This is a genomic window from Sulfurimonas lacustris (assembly GCF_059705355.1).
This window is the reverse complement of record NZ_AP046125.1, coordinates 150,652-166,799: the sequence shown is the minus strand read 5'-3', so window position 1 is coordinate 166,799 and position 16,148 is coordinate 150,652. Positions and strand designations below refer to the sequence as shown.

Genomic DNA, 16,148 nt, shown 5'->3' with positions numbered 1-16,148 from the left:
AAACGAGGAGCTTAAGAGATGCAAGATGCTATCATAAAGGGAAACGAGCTTTTCCAAAAGAGTTTTTTTAAGGCGTATGAGAAGGAGTTTTTACAACTCTCTCATAAAGGGCAGGCTCCAAAAGCACTCTACATCGGCTGTTCTGATTCCAGAGTTTTGCCAAACCTCATCACCAAAAGCGCACCGGGGGATCTTTTTGTTATCCGCAATGTGGGAAATTTTGTCGCCCCTTACAAGCCTGATGAGGATTTTCACTCCACCGCTTCGGCCATCGAGTATGCGGTGAGTGTGTTGGAAGTCAAAAATATCATCGTTTGCGGACATACAAAGTGCGGCGCGATTGAGGCTATCCATCAAAAAAGCTGTGAGAACAACCCTGAACTTGTCCATACAAAAACATGGCTCACGCTTGGTGAGAGTGCTAAATCTCAAGCTATTTTGGCATTAGGGTTAAAGGCAGATAAAGAGATTTTATATCGTCTTACTGAAAAACTCTCCGTTGTTTCGCAACTAGAAAACCTTTTAACTTATCCATCCGTTAAAAAAAGAGTTGATAACGGAACGGTTGCCATCCATGGCTGGATATACGACATAGAGAGCGGTGAGATAGAGTACTACGATCCGGAAATCTCACAGTTTTTACCGCTTAGTTCGCTTAAGGTGGAAGAAGAGTTATAAAAGGTATTTTTTTATCCACACGCTTAAAACATAAAGCCCCCAGACATGCTGTTTGAAGCCGCCTGCGTGGGCTTTTTGTATGTATTCGTCAAGCTTGTCCCTTTTAAAAATCCCGCTCTGCTCGTTGACCTCTCTTATGAGGTCTATCTTTTTGCTCTCTATGAGATACTCCATAAAAGGATTTGAGAACCCTTTTTTCTTTCTTGTGAGTATTTTTGTATCTATATGCGGTTTTAAAACCTCTTTTAAAAGTGCTTTTGTTACGCCGTCTTGGTAGCGGATTTTTGGGTCTATGCTAAAGATGAGAGAGGCTAGTTTGTGGTCTAAAAACGGGGTACGGGACTCAATGGAGTGCGCCATGCTGACGCGGTCAAGCTTTGCAAGATAGTGTTCTGCTTGGAAGAGGTGCAAGTCGATGTAACTGTACCAGATGCTCTCGTCGGTGTGGGCAGATGCGTCAAATCGTTCTCGGTAGCTTTTTATGTATTTGAGCGATTCGTTGTCTCTTACATTTTGGCGCATAGCGATATTTTTTTGCAAATCGCTAAAGCTCTCCCCTGTGGTGCGAAACAAAAGTGTGCCGTCAAAGACTCTTTTGTAGCGTTCCCACTCTCTGTTCATGGAGAAGTTGGAGTGAAAATAGTTACTGAGCCAGTTTTTGTTTTTTAGCCGTGTCAGGTTCTGCACATCCAAAAATTCAAAATATTGCCGATACCCCAAAAAGAGTTCATCGCTTCCTTCTCCGCTTAAAACCACTCTGTAACCATCTTGTTTGATCTGCTCAAAAAGAAGGTAGAGAGGTACTGCGGCTGGGTCGTTGAGCGGTTCGTCAAGGGTCTCTAAAACCCGCTCGCTCGCCTCTAAAAACTCCTCTTGTCCTATAACAACTTCCCTGTTTTTCACGCCCAGAAGCTCTGCACTCTCTTTGGCGTTTTGCCGCTCATCGTACTTTGCAAACTCCCTGTAGCCCAGAGTATAGGTTTGCAAGTTTGCACCGCCTTTTAGTGCAAAAGCGTTTATCGCCGCACTGTCGATGCCGCCAGAGAGAAGCGATGCCATAGGTACATCGGCGTTTAGGCGCATATTTATGGACTCTTCAAGCATCTCTCGCACCCGAAAAACTGCCTCTTCTTTGTCGGTGATGAGATTTGGTTTTGCGTCAAGCAGGTCAAAATATCGCTTTACCTCGTAAGAATGGTTTTTGTAAACAAGGTACTCCCCCGCCCCAAGTTTTTTGATGCCTTTAAAAAAAGTAAAGGGCGGAGTGGGTGCCAAAAAGGAGAGATAGCTCAAAAGCGCATCGCCGTCCATCTCTGTTTTGTGCAAAAAAGGAAGAAGTGCTTTTATCTCCGAAGCAAATATAAATGCGTTGTTGTGGAGATAAAAGAGCGGTTTTTTGCCAAGTCTGTCACGAAAAAGGTAGAGCGTTTCATCGTCTAAAAGAGCGATGGCAAACATCCCGCGCAAGTGCGCTACAAACTCCACTCCCCATTTGAGATAAGCGGCGATAAGAACCTCGCTCTCGTTGCCGGATGTAAAGGAAAACTCCTCTTTTAACTCTGCTTGAAGCTCTTTAAAGTTGTAAATCTCCCCGTTAAATGAGAGCAAAATCTTCTCGTAAGCAAGCGGTTGGGCGGAAGCAGAAGAGGTATCCATGATACTAAGAAGCTGATGGGCAAAAAAGAGGTTTTTACGCTCCACAACACCGCAAAAATCGGGTCCTCTGTGCGTAAGTCTGCCAAGAGCCGCCCTAGCCATACCCTCTTCATAGCTACCCAAAATCCCAAAAACCGCACACATCTTTAAGCCTTTAAAAACATAACAGTGATATCGTCTTGCATATAGTCATCCCGCAAAATTACCTCTTTAACTCCCAAATGATTTGCCATCTGCATAATCTGCTCTGTTGTGAGGTAGTTGTAAGTCTGGCTCTTTTGCTCGCCATGAAGGACATTGAAACAAAAGCCGATTCGAGAAGATTTGAAGCAGTTTTGCACAAAAAGATAGCTCTCAAACTCCTCTAAAACATTCATCGCACCGCTGCAAATATAAAAATCGGCAGGAGGGAGTGTGTCTTTGCAGATATCCGCAACTATGATTTCGCATCCCGTTCGCTCACTTGCGATGGAGTACATGTCCACCAAAGCATCGATGCCGATGTACTCTTTTGGCGTTCTTTTTTTCTTCTGCATGTAAAGATACAAATCCCCAAACCCACACCCCGCATCCGAAACGCTATAGAGGCTCATATCTTGAGGCAACATCTCCAAAATGATCTCAAAGCGCACTTTTTGCGACTCTTTGGAGTGCCAGTTTACGCCTTTGGCTGTGATGCCGTACTTCTCTATGGCAGTGGAATAGAATGTTTTGTTATCGACTTTAGGCATGGTTCTTTTTCATTAAATTTCTTGCATAATCTCTGCTTGTGAACGATTCTGCAACGGAAGGGTCAAATCTAGCTTGCTAGATTTGGGGTACCCACCGTGAAGCCTTAGTGAACAAGCAGAGATTATGCAAGAAGTTTTTCGTTTCATTTGCGAATTATAGTATAAAATGGGACTAGAAACTTTAAAGGATTTTTTATGAACCATATGTACAATCTTGCCATTATCGGTGCAGGACCTGCCGGAATCGCTACGGCTGTGGAGAGTTATCTGCAAGGCATTCGAGATATCATCTTGCTTGAAAAAGACCAAAACCACAACTCTACCATACGAAAATACTACAAAGACAATAAGCGGGTTGATAAAGATTGGAAGGGGCAAAAAGTCGAACTTGACGGGCGTATCTACTTTGTGGATGGGACTAAGGAGAGTACTTTGGACTTTTTTGACGAGATTTTGGCACACCACTCTGTGGAGCTAAAAACCCATACAGAGGTGCAAAAGATAGAAAAAAGAGATGGATATTTTGAGGTTTTTGTGGGCGGCGGAAGCGTCAATGCAAAGTATGTGGTAGTAACTATCGGCAGGATGGGCAAGCCAAACAAACCAGACTACAAAATCCCACCGGAGATAAAAAACAAGGTTGGCTATACGCTTGAGGCATGCATGGGTGGCGAGAGAGTGCTTGTGGTGGGCGGTGGCGATAGTGCCATCGAGTATGCGGTTGACTTGAGCGGTAAAAATGAGGTAGCCATCTGCTACAGACGAGAGACTTTTAGACGTGCCAATCCTACAAACCAAAGAGATATCGCAAACGCCATCATGCACAAAGAGGTCGAGGCGATTTTGGGCGTGGACATCGTGTCGCTAGAAAATGAAGAGGGGAGAGTTAAAGCCAACTTTGACACCATAGAACCACGCATCTACGATAGGGTTATCTACGCTATCGGTGGTACGACACCAAGCGCATTTTTGGCAAGTTCAGGCATAAAAGAGGAGGATGGCAAACCCGTTCATGATGCAAACTACGAGACAAATATAGAGGGGCTTTTTGTAGCGGGAGACATAACACAAGAGTCTGGCGGAAGCATAGCTCTGGGGCTGAACCACGGCTACGCCATCGCGTGTCATATCCAAGACAAAAGCGCTATTTAAGCGCTTTTAAGAGATTTTCAAAATCAGTTTTGTTAGAAAATCCGACACTTTCATGCAGGATTTTTTGATTTTTTGCATCGACAAAAAAGGTTGTCGGAACCATCGGGGCATTTAAAAAAGAGGGGAAGTTTTTCTCCTCTTTGTTGATGATAAGAGGGATATAGTTAGATTTGACCATGGCATCTATCTGGGTATCGCTCAGTGTTTTTTTCTCAAACTTTGTACACCACGGGCAGTAGTTTGTTATCATAAGAACCATAAGGTTTTTTCCCTCTGCTTTTGCTTTGCCAACTGCTTTTTCATAGTTTGTTTCATACTGCATGCTTTGTGCAAACTCTTTATACCCATCGCCTAAAAGCAAAACACTGAGTGCCAAAAATAGAACTATCTTTTTCATAGGTTATCCTCCTTATATTGTGCAGCAAAAATCTCTAAAAGCTCCTCCGCATGCTCTAGCAACTCCTCCTCTGCATCCTCTGGAACGAAAATGCGTCCATTGAGATAAGAGAGGACAAAAATCTCCTCTTTGGTGTCAAGACGCATAGCACTCTCACCAAGCATAAGCTCTATTTTAAGCGCTAATGTATCACCAACGCCGATGTAGGAGATAAGAAAAGCAAGGGAACGAGTAGAGAAATTTTTAGTCTCAACTCCAAGCTCTGTAGATTTTTGTACAAGCATATCAAGTATGCGCTTTTTGTAGGAAGCGTCTATCTTGTCGGTATTTAGCTCTACCACGGGATAGTAGCTTTTTACTCCCGTGAGGACAAAAGGAGTTTGCGCATGTGCAGTGTATGCCAAGAGTAAACAAATAAAGAGATTTCTAAGCAGCTTCAATCGGTTGCTCCTTCTTTTTTAGTTTATGGTTGTTGATAAGTTTGATGATTATCATGATAGAGATAGCCTGAAAGAGCGATGCCAAGATAAGCGCATAGTAGTATAACTCGTTGATACTGTTTGCATTATACGCAAGTGTTGCCATGGCGATGAGAAGCGTAAGCGGCATTGCGTGGGAGAGCCCCATCAAGATGGCGTCCGTCATCCCTAACTCTTTGACAAATACAAGCGAAGCTACAACACGCATCACTGTCATAGCAAGAGTAATAAGAAGCGCTTTTGTGATAAGTCCGTCCATAAAGAGTGCTTCAAGGTGAAATGAAGCGCCGATATGGATAAAGAAGATAGGTATCAAAAACCCAAAACCAAAAGAGGCTAGTTTTTCAGGAAGCTCTTTTTTGTGCTCAAAAAATGTAGGGATAAAGATGCCCGCCAAAAACGCCCCAAAGGCAAGCTCAAGCTCAAGATAGAGCATCGCTCCCACTAGAAGAAAAAAGATGCCCATGGAGAGCCTGATATCTTGCTCCTTCTTGTCATCATGGGGCATAAGCGATGTTGCAACCTCAGGATACCACCAAAAAAGAAGCTCAATAGCACGAAAGAGAGAGAACATAAAGAGTAAAAAGAAGATAAGCGCAAAGATGGTTTGCACAAGTCCAAGACCGACTCCCGTGTGAAGCGTAGCAGAGGTGAGCGTTAAAAAGCCGATGCTTACTATCTCGCCGATGGCTCCTGCCGTCATGGAGAGAGCAAGCCACGGTGTTTTGCCATACTCTTTTGAGAGCGTAGCGATAAGCCCGACTGAGATAAGCGGCATAAGCACCATAAAGAGCTTGCTTAGCCCAAAATAGAGAGTTATAGCGATGGAAAATCCGTACAAAATAGCAAGATAGAGAACGATTTTTCTCACTAGCTCTCTTGGGGTTTTAAGTGTGCTTTTAAGGTTTATCTCCGTTCCTGCGATAAAAATCAGATATAAAAATCCAAACTCCGCAACGATATCAAAAAGATGCTCCTCATGTAAAAAGCCCGCATAGCCAAAAACCGCACCAAAGATAATCTCAACGGGTGTGATGGGGATTCTTAAAACTTTTGCAAAAAAGGGAGAGAGCACGATAATGAGTGAAATCGTGACGATAAGGACAATGGAGTCGTGCATCAATTTTGTACCGTTGTTGCGATTTGCAGTCCAAGTGCGTGAAGCATCTCCAAATCCCTCTCCATCGCCTTGCCGCTCGTAGTGAGGTAGTTTCCTATAACAATGGAGTTTGCACCGTGGGCAAATATCTCGCCCTCTCTTGCGCCAAACATAAGCCCACGACCACCCGCAACCATGATTCTTTGTGCATCCGGAACCATCTTTCGTGTAAGTGCCACAAGTGCCAACGCTTCATCAACACTTAGCGGGTTTGGCTGGAGTTGCAACGCTTCATTGTGGTGGTAAAAGTTGATGGGAACAGAAGCAGGGCGAAGAGAAGCAAGAGACTCAAGCATCGAAACTCTATCTTCTTGTGTCTCTCCAAGCCCAAAAATCCCACCGCTGATAAGCACCAAACCCGCCTCGTTTACATTTTTGCAGGTTTCATAACGCTCATCCCATGGGTGTGTTGTGCAGATTTGAGGGTAAAAGTTTCGTGAAGTCTCTAGGTTGTGGTTATACGCCTTGATGCCAGAAGCCCTGAGCGTTAAGAGCTGCTCCACACTTGCCGTGCCGTTACATGCGATAAGGCGGAGTTTGGGCGTCTCTTTTGTCAAAACCTCGGCAACAGAGCAGACAAAATCAACTGTTTTGTCGTTAAGCCCTTTGTCGGAGGTAACGAGACAAAAACCTAAAGCACCGCTGTTTTGTGCATTTTGTGCCTCTTTTATGATGAGCGAGATATCTTTTTGTTTGTAGCGTTCAATGTCTGCTTTATAACGCACACTTTGTGAACAAAACTTGCAGTCCTCATTGCATGTACCGCTGTTGATGTTGCAGATAGAGCATAAAAATATCTTCTCGCTCATTTTTTTTCTCTCGTAAAGGTAAAATTTTCTCTCTCGACACTCTCGCTTTTGTTGGCGCGTGTGTAGCGTGTGATATGGTACGCATCCTCTTGAAGCTCAAGCATGAGCCACTCTGAGAGCGGTTTGTTTCTTGCACACACCTCTCCGGAGTTTAAAAAAAGTGTGTTGTTTGTGTATTGGAGCGAAAACTCGTGCGTGTGCCCAAAGACAAGCACATCAGCATCAGGCGCCATGTAAAAAGGGAGATGCATCAGCTTGAAGCGCGTCTTTTCAAGCTCAAAGTAGTAAGGTTCTTGCACAAGGTTGAACTGCGTGTGAAAATGCGCCAAATGGGCATCGTTGTTTCCATAAACAGCGATGTAGGGAACTTTACTCTCATGTAAAAGATGCAGCACTTCGATATCCACAATATCTCCGGCGTGGATAAAATACTCCGCCCCGTCATGCAAAAGCGCTTCAATGGCACGCTGTGCTTTTTTTGGTTTTTTGTGTGTATCTGAAATGATGCCGATTTTCACTATTTTTGCTCTATCTCTTCTGCTGGTGTTTTTGTTTTGCACTTCAGACACTCATAGACCTCTTTGCCTCTGTAAACTCTTTTTGCAAGCGCACCATCACAACCGCTCTCTTTACACTTATAGGTGGATGGTTCAAACTTGGAGATAAATTTACAATTAGGGTAGTTTTCACACCCCCAAAATGGTCCGCGTCGTGAGTTTTTCAGGCTTATTTTGCCGCCACAATCAGGGCAGGGAGTTTCACTTGTTTTTTGCTCTACTTGGATGCTTTTGGTGTTTTTGCACTCAGGGTATCCGCTGCATGCCAAAAACTGTCCGTTTCTTCCGCTCTTTAGCACCATCTCTTTGCCGCACTTATCGCAAATCTCTCCGCTTGCTTCGCCCGTTTTTTCCTCTTTTTTCTCGCCCTCTACTTGCTCTGTATATTTACATTTCGGGTAAGCGCTACATGCGATAAACTCTCCAAATCTCCCAGAGCGTAAAAGAAGCTCAGCACCGCATTTTGGGCAGTTTCTCCCTAGTGGTGTTGCTACTTTAAGCGATGTTATGGCTGTTTTTCCCTCTTCAACTTGGTGTGAGAAATCAACATAAAAATCACTTAGCAGTTTTTGCCAGTCGTTTTGTCCCTCGGCCACCTCATCAAGCTTCTCTTCCATGTTTGCCGTAAAAGAGACATCAACGATGTTTGCAAAGTTTTTCTCCAAAATCTCCGTTACCGTAAAAGCCATCTCCGTTGGGATGATCTGCTTTTTCTCGATAGTCACGTAGGTTCTGTTGCTAAGTGTTGCTATGGTTGGCGCATAAGTAGATGGACGACCGATCCCCTCACTCTCAAGCTTTTTGATAAGTGAGGCCTCAGAGTAGCGTGCCGGAGGTTCTGTGAAGTGTTGGGTCGGTTTAACACTTTGCAACGAAGCAACCTCGCCCTCTTTGAGTGTCGGAAGGAGTTTGTCTTTGTCCTCTGCCCCTGTGAGTGCGTAAAAACCATCAAACGTAAGCTTACGCCCGATAGCTCTGTAGATATTTTCCTCTCCGCTAAACGTGATGCTCTGTTGCTCAAAGATGGCATCATTCATCTGACACGCCATAAAACGCTCATAGATAAGGCGGTAAAGCTTAATCTCGTCAGGCTTCAAAAAGCTCTGCGCCACTTCAGGTGTAAACTGCAACATCGTCGGGCGGATAGCCTCGTGCGCCTCTTGCGCCCCTTTTGCTTTTTTCGTATAGACTTTTGGCTCTTTTGGAAGATACTTCACACCAAATCTGCTCTCGATAACACCGCGAACAGCCGTTACTGCTTCATGAGCAAGGTTGAGTGAATCTGTTCTCATATAAGTTATGACACCCGATGTTCCGCTTGGAGTTTTTACACCCTCATAAAGCGTTTGGGCTACCATCATCGTCTTTTTAGGAGTAAATCCCAGCTTGCTTGAAGCGACTTGTTGGAGTGTTGAGGTCATAAACGGCGGAGGCGTTGCGCTTCTTCTCTCTTTCGTCTCGATTTGTGTGATGACAAAAGAGTCGCCTTTAACGCTTTTTTCTATCTCCAACGCTTGGGCTTTGTTGGTAATGGAGAGTTTTTGAAGCTTCTCCCCTTTGTGCGTTACAAGCGAAGCCTCTATATCTTTTACAAAAAGTGTATCGATAGTCCAGAACTCCTCCGCCACAAAAGAGCGAATCTCACGCTCTCTATCGACCACAAGTTTGAGCGTAGAAGACTGCACACGCCCTGCAGACAACCCTTTTTGGATTTTAGAGCTAAGAAGCGGAGAGAGTTTGTACCCCACCACTCTGTCAAGGATACGGCGAGCTTGTTGTGCGTTGACCATATCCATATCGATTTTGCGCGCATTTTCGAGTGCATGCGTAATGGCAGTCTTGGTAATCTCATGAAAAACGATGCGAGGAAGTTCCTCAGGATTTTTTTTGATAGCATGCGCGATATGCCACCCTATCGCCTCCCCCTCACGGTCCTCATCGGTTGCGATGTAAATCGTATCGCACTTCTTCGCCAAATCATTGATCTCTTTGACTGTTGCCGCGTTCTCTTTTGCAACGCTATAAGCGGGGATGAGATGATTTTGCTCATCTATGGTGATGCCAAAGCGAGATTTAGGCAAATCCCGTATATGCCCTTTAGACGCAATAACCGCATACTCCTTGCCCAAGAAGTTTTTGATAGTCTTTGCTTTAGCAGGTGATTCGACGATAATGAGGTTCAAAATAGAGTTTCCTATATATATGGTATGGCTTTTAAGTTTGCAAGTGTATCAAAAAAAATAGAAATAGTAGAAACGGAGGTCTTTTTGAAAAAACTCCTTTAGCAACGAGAAGATTTTTTGCGAGCCAAAATCACAAACTGATTCTTGACCCAAAGCTCTTGATGCTCTCGCCCTCTTTTTGAATGAAATGGTGCAAAGAACACGCCATCCCTTCTACCTCTTTTTTTTGTGAGAGCGATTGGAGTTTTCCTAGCATTGCCTCAGCGTTTGCGGCGTTATCTACGAGGTAGAGAACCACAAAAGTGTTCTCATCCCAGCGAATGAGCATATCGTCTTGGCGAATGACACTCTTTAGACTATTTGTGAGTGTTTTTAAGAGCTCTACATCCTCTCTTAGTTGCGTGCCATCTTTTTTCTTCACTTCTATACGCACTGCATTTATGATTTTTTTGTTAAAAAGAGCGGCATCTTGGAAGCTTTGGGCTATCTGCATAAAGTAGTTTTTTGAGTACGCTCCGCTTTTGGCATCGATACTTGTGTTGTTCTCAATCATGATGCGCTTGATGAGGGTTTGAGTGATGTCGCTAAATGTAACGACGGCATACTCCTCAATCTTTTGGATGGCGACAGAAAAGGCATGTGGCTCATAAGTCGGCGTTACCATGCTTACGAGGCGCTGTGGGGCATCGAGTTCTAAAATCGCATCAATCCAGCTTACTCCTTTTGCTAGTCCCTCGCCGTGAAAGTAGGAGGGATGCGGGACAAAGTTGCGTACAAAAGGACCAAACTCCTGCTTGTACTGCTCTAGCGATGCAACGGCAAAAAACTTCTCAAAAGCTTTGTTGAGTAAAAGAGGCTCTTTTTCTTGAAATACCACTATCAAATCTTTTTGTGCATCCGCAATCGCGCGAATGATGGCTAAACTTGTCTCTTCTCTCATAAAAACTCCTATGTTATACTAAATGCCTTGGGTTAGCTATATCGGCTAATTCCACGTATCTATTTTGCCAAAAGCGTCCATTTGCGTAAGATAGAGCCTCAAATCAAACTCTACTTGGTGGTAAGAGGGCTGCATATAGAGGCAAAGAGCGTAAAAAGCCTTGTTATGCTCCCTCTCTTTAAAGTGTGCGAGTTCGTGGACAACTATCATCTCCAAAAACTCCAACGGAGCATTTTTAAAAATCGACGCGATACGAATCTCATTTTTGCTCTTAAGCTTTGCACCCTGAACTCTTGAGACGATATGATGCGTCCCCAATGCGTTGTGGATGACATTTATCTTGCCATCATAAAGAGCTTTACTGAGTGGGGGAGCATTTTTTATATGAGCGTTTTTGAGTTCATTGACATAAGTAAAGAGTGTTTTATCTGTTTTTATGGCGTGGGCATTTGGGTATCTGCCTTTGAGATAATGCGCCAACTTCTCTTCCTTAAGAAGCTCCAAAACCTGCTTTTTTGTTGCTTCCGGATAGTGTTGCAGATATTTTAAAGAATCCAAACCGAAAACTTCTTTCCTTTGATTTTGCCATATTTGAGCTTCTCGTACGCCTCATCAATTTTGGAAGCTTCTATGGCAACATAGCTCTGCTTGTCGTAAATATCTATCTTGCCGATAGAATCTCCCTTAAGCGTGCCATCCGCTGTGAGCGCACCCAAAACATCTCCTGCACGTACCTTCTCTTTTTTGCCGCCCTCGATAACAAGCGTGATATTTGGCGCACTCATCTCAAAACCGCTCTGTTTCTCTAAGCTACATGCCTCCTCAAAAAGGCGGTTCTCGCTTCTGTACTCCTCTATCTTCTCCTCTTCGTAAGGAGCAAAAAGTGTAAATGCAAGCCCCTCTGCTCCCGCTCTTGCCGTTCTGCCGATGCGGTGTGTGTAAGTCTCTTGGCTGTGTGGCAGGTCATAGTTAACAACCATAGAGAGCTCTTTGATGTCAAGTCCTCTTGCTGCGACATCGGTTGCCACTAACACGGGACAACTCTTGTTAGCAAACTGCACTAACACATCATTTCTCTCGTACTGCTCCAAATCGCCGTGAATTGCGAGTGCGTCGATTCTGTTTTTCTGCAGGGTCTGGGCTATCTCTATAACCTCAGCCTTTGTGTTTGCAAACACGATAACGTTGTTAGGTTTGAAGTTACTCAAAATATTGATAAGCGTATCTATCTTTTGTCCATTTTGTACTTCATAAAATCGCTCCGTTATCTTGTTGGCAACTTCATGATGGGTTGTTTTTACGCTAATGGCATCTTTTTGTATCGATGCACTGATAGATAAAATCTCATCCGCAAAAGTTGCAGAGAAGAGAAGTGTTTGTCGTGACTGTGGAACAAAATCCAAAACCTCGTTTATCTCTTCGCTAAAACCCATATCAAGCATTCTGTCCGCCTCATCAAGCACGAGCGTCGTCACATCTTCAAGCAGAAGCGACTCTTTTTTGAGGTGTTTTAAAATCCTCCCTGGAGTGCCTACCACGATGTGTGCACCATGACGGAGTGAGCCTAACTGTGGTCCAAAAGCCTCGCCCCCGCAAAGCGTCAAAATCTTTATATTGTGCGCAAATTTGGCGAGAAGCCGTAGCTCTTTAGCCACCTGATCGGCGAGTTCACGGGTTGGACAAAGCACCAAAGACTGAACACGAAACTTTTTAACATCAAGCCTGCTAAGAAGCCCAATGCCAAACGCTGCCGTCTTTCCGCTTCCTGTTTTTGCCTGCGCTATCACATCCCTGCCTTCTAAGATGTAAGGCAAGCTAGCCTCTTGGATGGGTGTCATCGCCTCAAAGCCTATTTCACCAAGGTTACGGAGCATCTCTTTACTAAGTGGAAGAATGGAAAAATCTTTTTTTTGCACTTTTGTTTCTCTTTTTTATAGTTTCGTTGCATCTTCAAAAAGCGCTACCTGTCTCATGCTATCAAGCACCAAATCATCAAGTATTGCCCCTTGGAGGTTGTATTTTTTCTCAAACAGAGCGACTTTTTCCGTATGAAACTGCTCTATATCTTTAACAAGCGCATATATCTCGCCGAGCAGCCCTTTTTCATAAAGCAGCGCATCTTTTACCACATCATCTACATGCAACTCCTCTAAAATATCTTCGATTTTTCTTCCAAAAATAGTATCTAGGAGCGACAAAACACCGACAAAATAAGCTTGACCAAGCATATTGCTTCCAGCATCTGGCTTGAGTTTTTTCAGTATCAAACGCATAAGTTCTGTGCGATTTTCCACCATAAGCACAAGAGGCGAGACTTCACCACCTTTTGCAACTGCCTTTGCGTAGATCATAAACATCAGCCACTGTGCAAGCGGCGTTCTTCCCATAAGCACCAAAACATGGTGGATGGATGCTATCTTTTTTTGAAAATGAAAGATACCGGAGTTGATATAGCGAAGAAGTTGGAGAGTAATAGCGTGATTTTTCTCAAACTCTGCCGTTATCTCATCAATATTTGTATCCTCCATAAGCAGCCTATAGAGTCCTAAAATATTTGCTTGTGTGGGGTCATACTGTTTACTCTCAAAAATTTTTGGTTCCGCAAAAAAATAGCCCTGAAAAAGTCCACATCCTAAATTTCTTGCGAACTCGTGCTTTTCTTCATCTTCTATCTTTGTACCGACAACAACGATACCTTTTGCTTTTATCTGCTCAATAATCTCTTTTGTTTCATGAGTGTTTATAAATGGGGCATGCATATTTACTTTGACATAAGAGAGTTCACTCCACACCTCTTTATACTTTTGCATCGTATCTGCATCAAGCATAATCTCATCAAGTGCCAAGATAAAACCTTTTGCCCTCAGCTGTTGCAGCCTCTCCACAACACGCTCACTCATAGGCACATCTTCAAGCAAAGAGAAGATAAAAAACTGCTCTGGAATAGTAAAAACAATGTCATTAAGAAGAAATTTTTCACCAATCTTGACAAAAGCTCTGCGCTCTCCAAGTATCTCGTTAGTTCCGAACTTGTTTAAAATGGTGCTAATGACCATCGCCGAGCGAAAATCATTCTGCGCATAACTATCCGCTTTTTCTCTCTGCGAGTATAAAACCTCGTATGCGTTAAGATTTCCATCTCTATCCAGAATGGGTTGGCGCCCTAAATAGATATTTTCCATACAGATAACCTCGCTATATAATGACAAATTATAGTATATTTTTGCTACAATAAAGCCCTAAATCAAGGAGAAACTATGCAAGCAGAAGAACTTTTAGGGGACACGGTTGAGTACCTTGTTGAGGAGCTCAGAAAAGCTGTTATGAAGATAGAAGACATTGCAACCAAAGTAAACAAAGGGGAACTTGGTGCCTATGAGGGGTTTATGGAGACTGAGAAGCATAACAACAGAATTTTAGAACTTGGAAAAAAACTCAAAGAAAAAGGGTTAGATATCACGCAAATGGAGTTTTAATTTTTACTTACCTTATAGATAAAACTAAAAACCTCCGCAACAGCTCTATATAAAGCCTCTGGAACTTCTTTGTCAAGCTCTACTTTTGAGAGAAGTTCTATAAGGTCTTCATCTTTTTTTATTGGAAGATTATGAAGTTCGGCGATTTTAATGATATTTTCTGCCGTGTTTCCCTGCCCTTTTGCCACCACACGCGGCGCATTTTCCTTCGTCGTATCGTATCTAAGCGCTACTGCTTTTTTCATACTTTTACCTCAAATCCCATATCTATATCCCTCTGCTCACTCCCATAAGCTAAAAGTGGATTCTTTTTGGTTGCATCAAAGATGCGAATCTCTCTAGGCGTGATTTGTGCCTCTATAAGTGCTGTGCGCAAAGAGGCGATGTTCTCTTTTACCCTCTCTTTGAGTGCCATGCTATCGGAGTAGATGTGGATATTTATCTGGTTTTCATCATAGAGGGTGAGCTTGAGTTTGAGCGCACCATACTCTTTGAGCGTGAGGTCGATATCACAGTAAAATGCACTGTTTTTATCTCTGTTTATCGTGATATTTCCCTCTTGCAGACTATCCCACGAAAAGGGAAGATAGAGCGATGAGGAGTTTGAGAGATGCGATACAAGCTGAAAATAGTCTATCTGAAGCAGCGCTTTGTCTATCTGCTTGAGAATTTCTTGCTGATTTGGGTGTGATGACTTTGCTATCTCATCATTTGCCTGTAGCAAAACTGCTTTTAAGTCTTGCGCCAAAATCTCTTTAACACCCTCTTGCGCTTCGAGTTTTTGTGGGTTGATAAATGCGGTAAGCTTTGAACTGATTGCGGCTGTCTCTTTTGAAAAAATGGGGTCTGCTTTTTCTAGTGCCACCTTCAAAACATCCACCACGCCGCGCATCTCCTCTACACTCTTTGGATTTTGAGCAACTTCGCCACCCTTAAAAGTCTCTACAAGTTTTGTAAGCGTCTCTAGTAATCCTTTAAGCTCTGGTTTTGTACTTTGCATCAACTGTGGGCTTTGTTCTATCTGCACACTCATTTTTTGCAGCGTATCGACAAGCGCATCCGCCTTAAAGTTTTCCGTGCTTAACATCTTTGGCGTTATGAGAAACTCAAGTTTTGCAAGTTGCTTCTCAAAAGCTTTTGTGTGCAGTGCATCCGTACTTTTTGCCCCCTCATTAAGCTTTGAGACAACCTCTTCAACCCCTTTTGCCAAACGCACCAATGCAGTTTTATCATCTTTGGACATCTCTGCAATGGACGCTGACGTTGCCTCTTTGAGTATGGGCATGGCTAAGAGTTCTTTGGTAGTTCGGAGTGCTAGTTTTGCAGCGGGCATATCACTTTTTGTGATAGTTTTTTCAAGTTCTTGTAGTAGATTTTTGAGTTCTGCTTGAGGATTTTGTACATTTTTAAGTCTGGATTCCAAAAAAACACCAGAATTTTCAAATTTTTGTTTAAGAGCGGGTTCGCTTACCTCTTTTATATCGAGAAGAAATTTTTTCAAAACTCCCTGCACGGGTGGAGGATTTTTTTCACCCTCAAGCACTTGAAGAAGCTCTTTTATCGTCCCAGAGACATCACCCAAACTCTTAAGCGTCGGGTTGCTTTTGACAAGCCCTAAAAGAGCAGTGTTAGCATCACTATTTTGTGCGCTCTCCTTTAAAATAGAGCCTAAAACAGAGCCTAAATCCTTGTTCTTTAAAATTGCCTCCATCTCTTTTGGAGTGGCTTCTTTTAAAACAACCGCTAACGCCTTGTTAGTGTTAGGAACAATAATCTCAAGATGCTTGTTTACGGATAGATTTATCATAGTTGAAGTATAGCATTTGTTGCTCTTTTTTTGTGGTCTCCCCACGAGGAATCGAACCTCGAGCTATCCCTTAGGAGGGGACTGCTTTATCCTGTTAAGCGATGAGGAGCAAAGAAGGATGGAA

At 43.3% G+C, this 16,148-nt stretch carries 17 protein-coding genes and 1 tRNA gene; 3 read left to right on the top strand and 15 right to left on the bottom strand.

The annotated features are described in order from the left end of the window. Window positions 1–18: 18 nt before the first annotated feature. Entirely contained in the window at window positions 19–678 is a 660-nt protein-coding gene (locus AC6H4V_RS00830) for a carbonic anhydrase (protein WP_497607112.1), read from the top strand. Here the strand turns inward: AC6H4V_RS00830 and asnB are convergent. Together asnB and AC6H4V_RS00820 are read right to left on the bottom strand one after the other, a co-directional pair. Further along, window positions 673–2,478: an asparagine synthase (glutamine-hydrolyzing) gene (asnB, locus tag AC6H4V_RS00825; protein WP_497607111.1), complete on the bottom strand. Its 1,806-nt coding sequence runs from the start codon at window positions 2,476–2,478 to the stop codon at window positions 673–675. The genes AC6H4V_RS00830 and asnB overlap by 6 nt on opposite strands. 2 nt (window positions 2,479–2,480) lie before the next feature. Further along, a complete protein-coding gene (locus AC6H4V_RS00820; protein WP_497607110.1) occupies window positions 2,481–3,065 on the bottom strand; it encodes a class I SAM-dependent methyltransferase in 585 nt (194 codons plus the stop codon). 195 nt (window positions 3,066–3,260) lie between these two features. Between AC6H4V_RS00820 and AC6H4V_RS00815 the strand changes: the two genes are divergently transcribed. Then, window positions 3,261–4,217 carry an NAD(P)-binding domain-containing protein gene (locus tag AC6H4V_RS00815; RefSeq protein WP_497607109.1) on the top strand — a complete coding sequence of 319 codons (957 nt, stop codon included), beginning with the start codon at window positions 3,261–3,263 and terminating at the stop codon, window positions 4,215–4,217. Here the strand turns inward: AC6H4V_RS00815 and AC6H4V_RS00810 are convergent. From AC6H4V_RS00810 to AC6H4V_RS00765, 10 genes are all read right to left on the bottom strand, one after another. Then, window positions 4,210–4,614 carry a thioredoxin fold domain-containing protein gene (locus AC6H4V_RS00810; protein WP_428728799.1) on the bottom strand — a complete coding sequence of 135 codons (405 nt, stop codon included), beginning with the start codon at window positions 4,612–4,614 and terminating at the stop codon, window positions 4,210–4,212. The genes AC6H4V_RS00815 and AC6H4V_RS00810 overlap by 8 nt on opposite strands. Continuing rightward, a complete protein-coding gene (locus AC6H4V_RS00805) occupies window positions 4,611–5,054 on the bottom strand; it encodes a hypothetical protein (RefSeq protein WP_497607108.1) in 444 nt (147 codons plus the stop codon). Before AC6H4V_RS00805 ends, AC6H4V_RS00810 begins: the two co-directional genes overlap by 4 nt. After that, window positions 5,041–6,213 carry a cation:proton antiporter gene (locus AC6H4V_RS00800; protein ID WP_497607107.1) on the bottom strand — a complete coding sequence of 391 codons (1,173 nt, stop codon included), beginning with the start codon at window positions 6,211–6,213 and terminating at the stop codon, window positions 5,041–5,043. Before AC6H4V_RS00800 ends, AC6H4V_RS00805 begins: the two co-directional genes overlap by 14 nt. Then, on the bottom strand, window positions 6,213–7,061 hold the full coding sequence (locus AC6H4V_RS00795; RefSeq protein ID WP_497607106.1) for a biotin synthase: 849 nt from the start codon (window positions 7,059–7,061) through the stop codon (window positions 6,213–6,215). Before AC6H4V_RS00795 ends, AC6H4V_RS00800 begins: the two co-directional genes overlap by 1 nt. Then, window positions 7,058–7,630 carry a YfcE family phosphodiesterase gene (locus tag AC6H4V_RS00790; protein WP_497607105.1) on the bottom strand — a complete coding sequence of 191 codons (573 nt, stop codon included), beginning with the start codon at window positions 7,628–7,630 and terminating at the stop codon, window positions 7,058–7,060. Before AC6H4V_RS00790 ends, AC6H4V_RS00795 begins: the two co-directional genes overlap by 4 nt. Then, window positions 7,579–9,801 carry a type I DNA topoisomerase gene (topA, locus tag AC6H4V_RS00785; RefSeq protein WP_497607104.1) on the bottom strand — a complete coding sequence of 741 codons (2,223 nt, stop codon included), beginning with the start codon at window positions 9,799–9,801 and terminating at the stop codon, window positions 7,579–7,581. The genes AC6H4V_RS00790 and topA overlap by 52 nt, the downstream gene beginning before the upstream one ends. A gap of 130 nt (window positions 9,802–9,931) precedes the next feature. Beyond that, window positions 9,932–10,741: a nucleotidyl cyclase domain-containing protein gene (locus tag AC6H4V_RS00780; RefSeq protein ID WP_497607103.1), complete on the bottom strand. Its 810-nt coding sequence runs from the start codon at window positions 10,739–10,741 to the stop codon at window positions 9,932–9,934. Window positions 10,742–10,786: 45 nt separating this feature from the next. After that, entirely contained in the window at window positions 10,787–11,299 is a 513-nt protein-coding gene (locus tag AC6H4V_RS00775) for a M48 metallopeptidase family protein (RefSeq protein ID WP_497607102.1), read from the bottom strand. Next, window positions 11,287–12,657 (bottom strand): ATP-dependent RNA helicase DbpA, encoded by a 1,371-nt coding sequence (gene dbpA, locus AC6H4V_RS00770; protein ID WP_497607101.1) that lies wholly within the window; start codon window positions 12,655–12,657, stop codon window positions 11,287–11,289. Before dbpA ends, AC6H4V_RS00775 begins: the two co-directional genes overlap by 13 nt. Before the next feature lie 15 nt (window positions 12,658–12,672). Further along, complete coding sequence (locus AC6H4V_RS00765) at window positions 12,673–13,923, bottom strand: EAL and HDOD domain-containing protein (protein ID WP_497607100.1); 1,251 nt, start codon at window positions 13,921–13,923, stop codon at window positions 12,673–12,675. Between the two features lie 75 nt (window positions 13,924–13,998). On the opposite strand from AC6H4V_RS00765, the gene AC6H4V_RS00760 reads away from it, so the two are divergent. After that, window positions 13,999–14,217, top strand: a complete 219-nt coding sequence (locus AC6H4V_RS00760) for a hypothetical protein (RefSeq protein WP_428728789.1) — start codon at window positions 13,999–14,001, stop codon at window positions 14,215–14,217. Here AC6H4V_RS00760 and AC6H4V_RS00755 read toward each other — a convergent pair. From AC6H4V_RS00755 to AC6H4V_RS00745, 3 genes are all read right to left on the bottom strand, one after another. Continuing rightward, the gene (locus AC6H4V_RS00755) at window positions 14,214–14,462 is read right to left on the bottom strand and encodes an EscU/YscU/HrcU family type III secretion system export apparatus switch protein (protein ID WP_497607099.1); all 249 of its coding nucleotides are present in this window, start codon (window positions 14,460–14,462) and stop codon (window positions 14,214–14,216) included. The two genes, AC6H4V_RS00760 and AC6H4V_RS00755, sit on opposite strands and share 4 nt — an antisense overlap. Next, window positions 14,459–16,024: a flagellar hook-length control protein FliK gene (fliK, locus tag AC6H4V_RS00750; protein WP_497607098.1), complete on the bottom strand. Its 1,566-nt coding sequence runs from the start codon at window positions 16,022–16,024 to the stop codon at window positions 14,459–14,461. The genes AC6H4V_RS00755 and fliK overlap by 4 nt, the downstream gene beginning before the upstream one ends. Window positions 16,025–16,057: 33 nt before the next feature. After that, window positions 16,058–16,133 (bottom strand) — tRNA-Arg (locus AC6H4V_RS00745). Window positions 16,134–16,148: the final 15 nt, after the last annotated feature.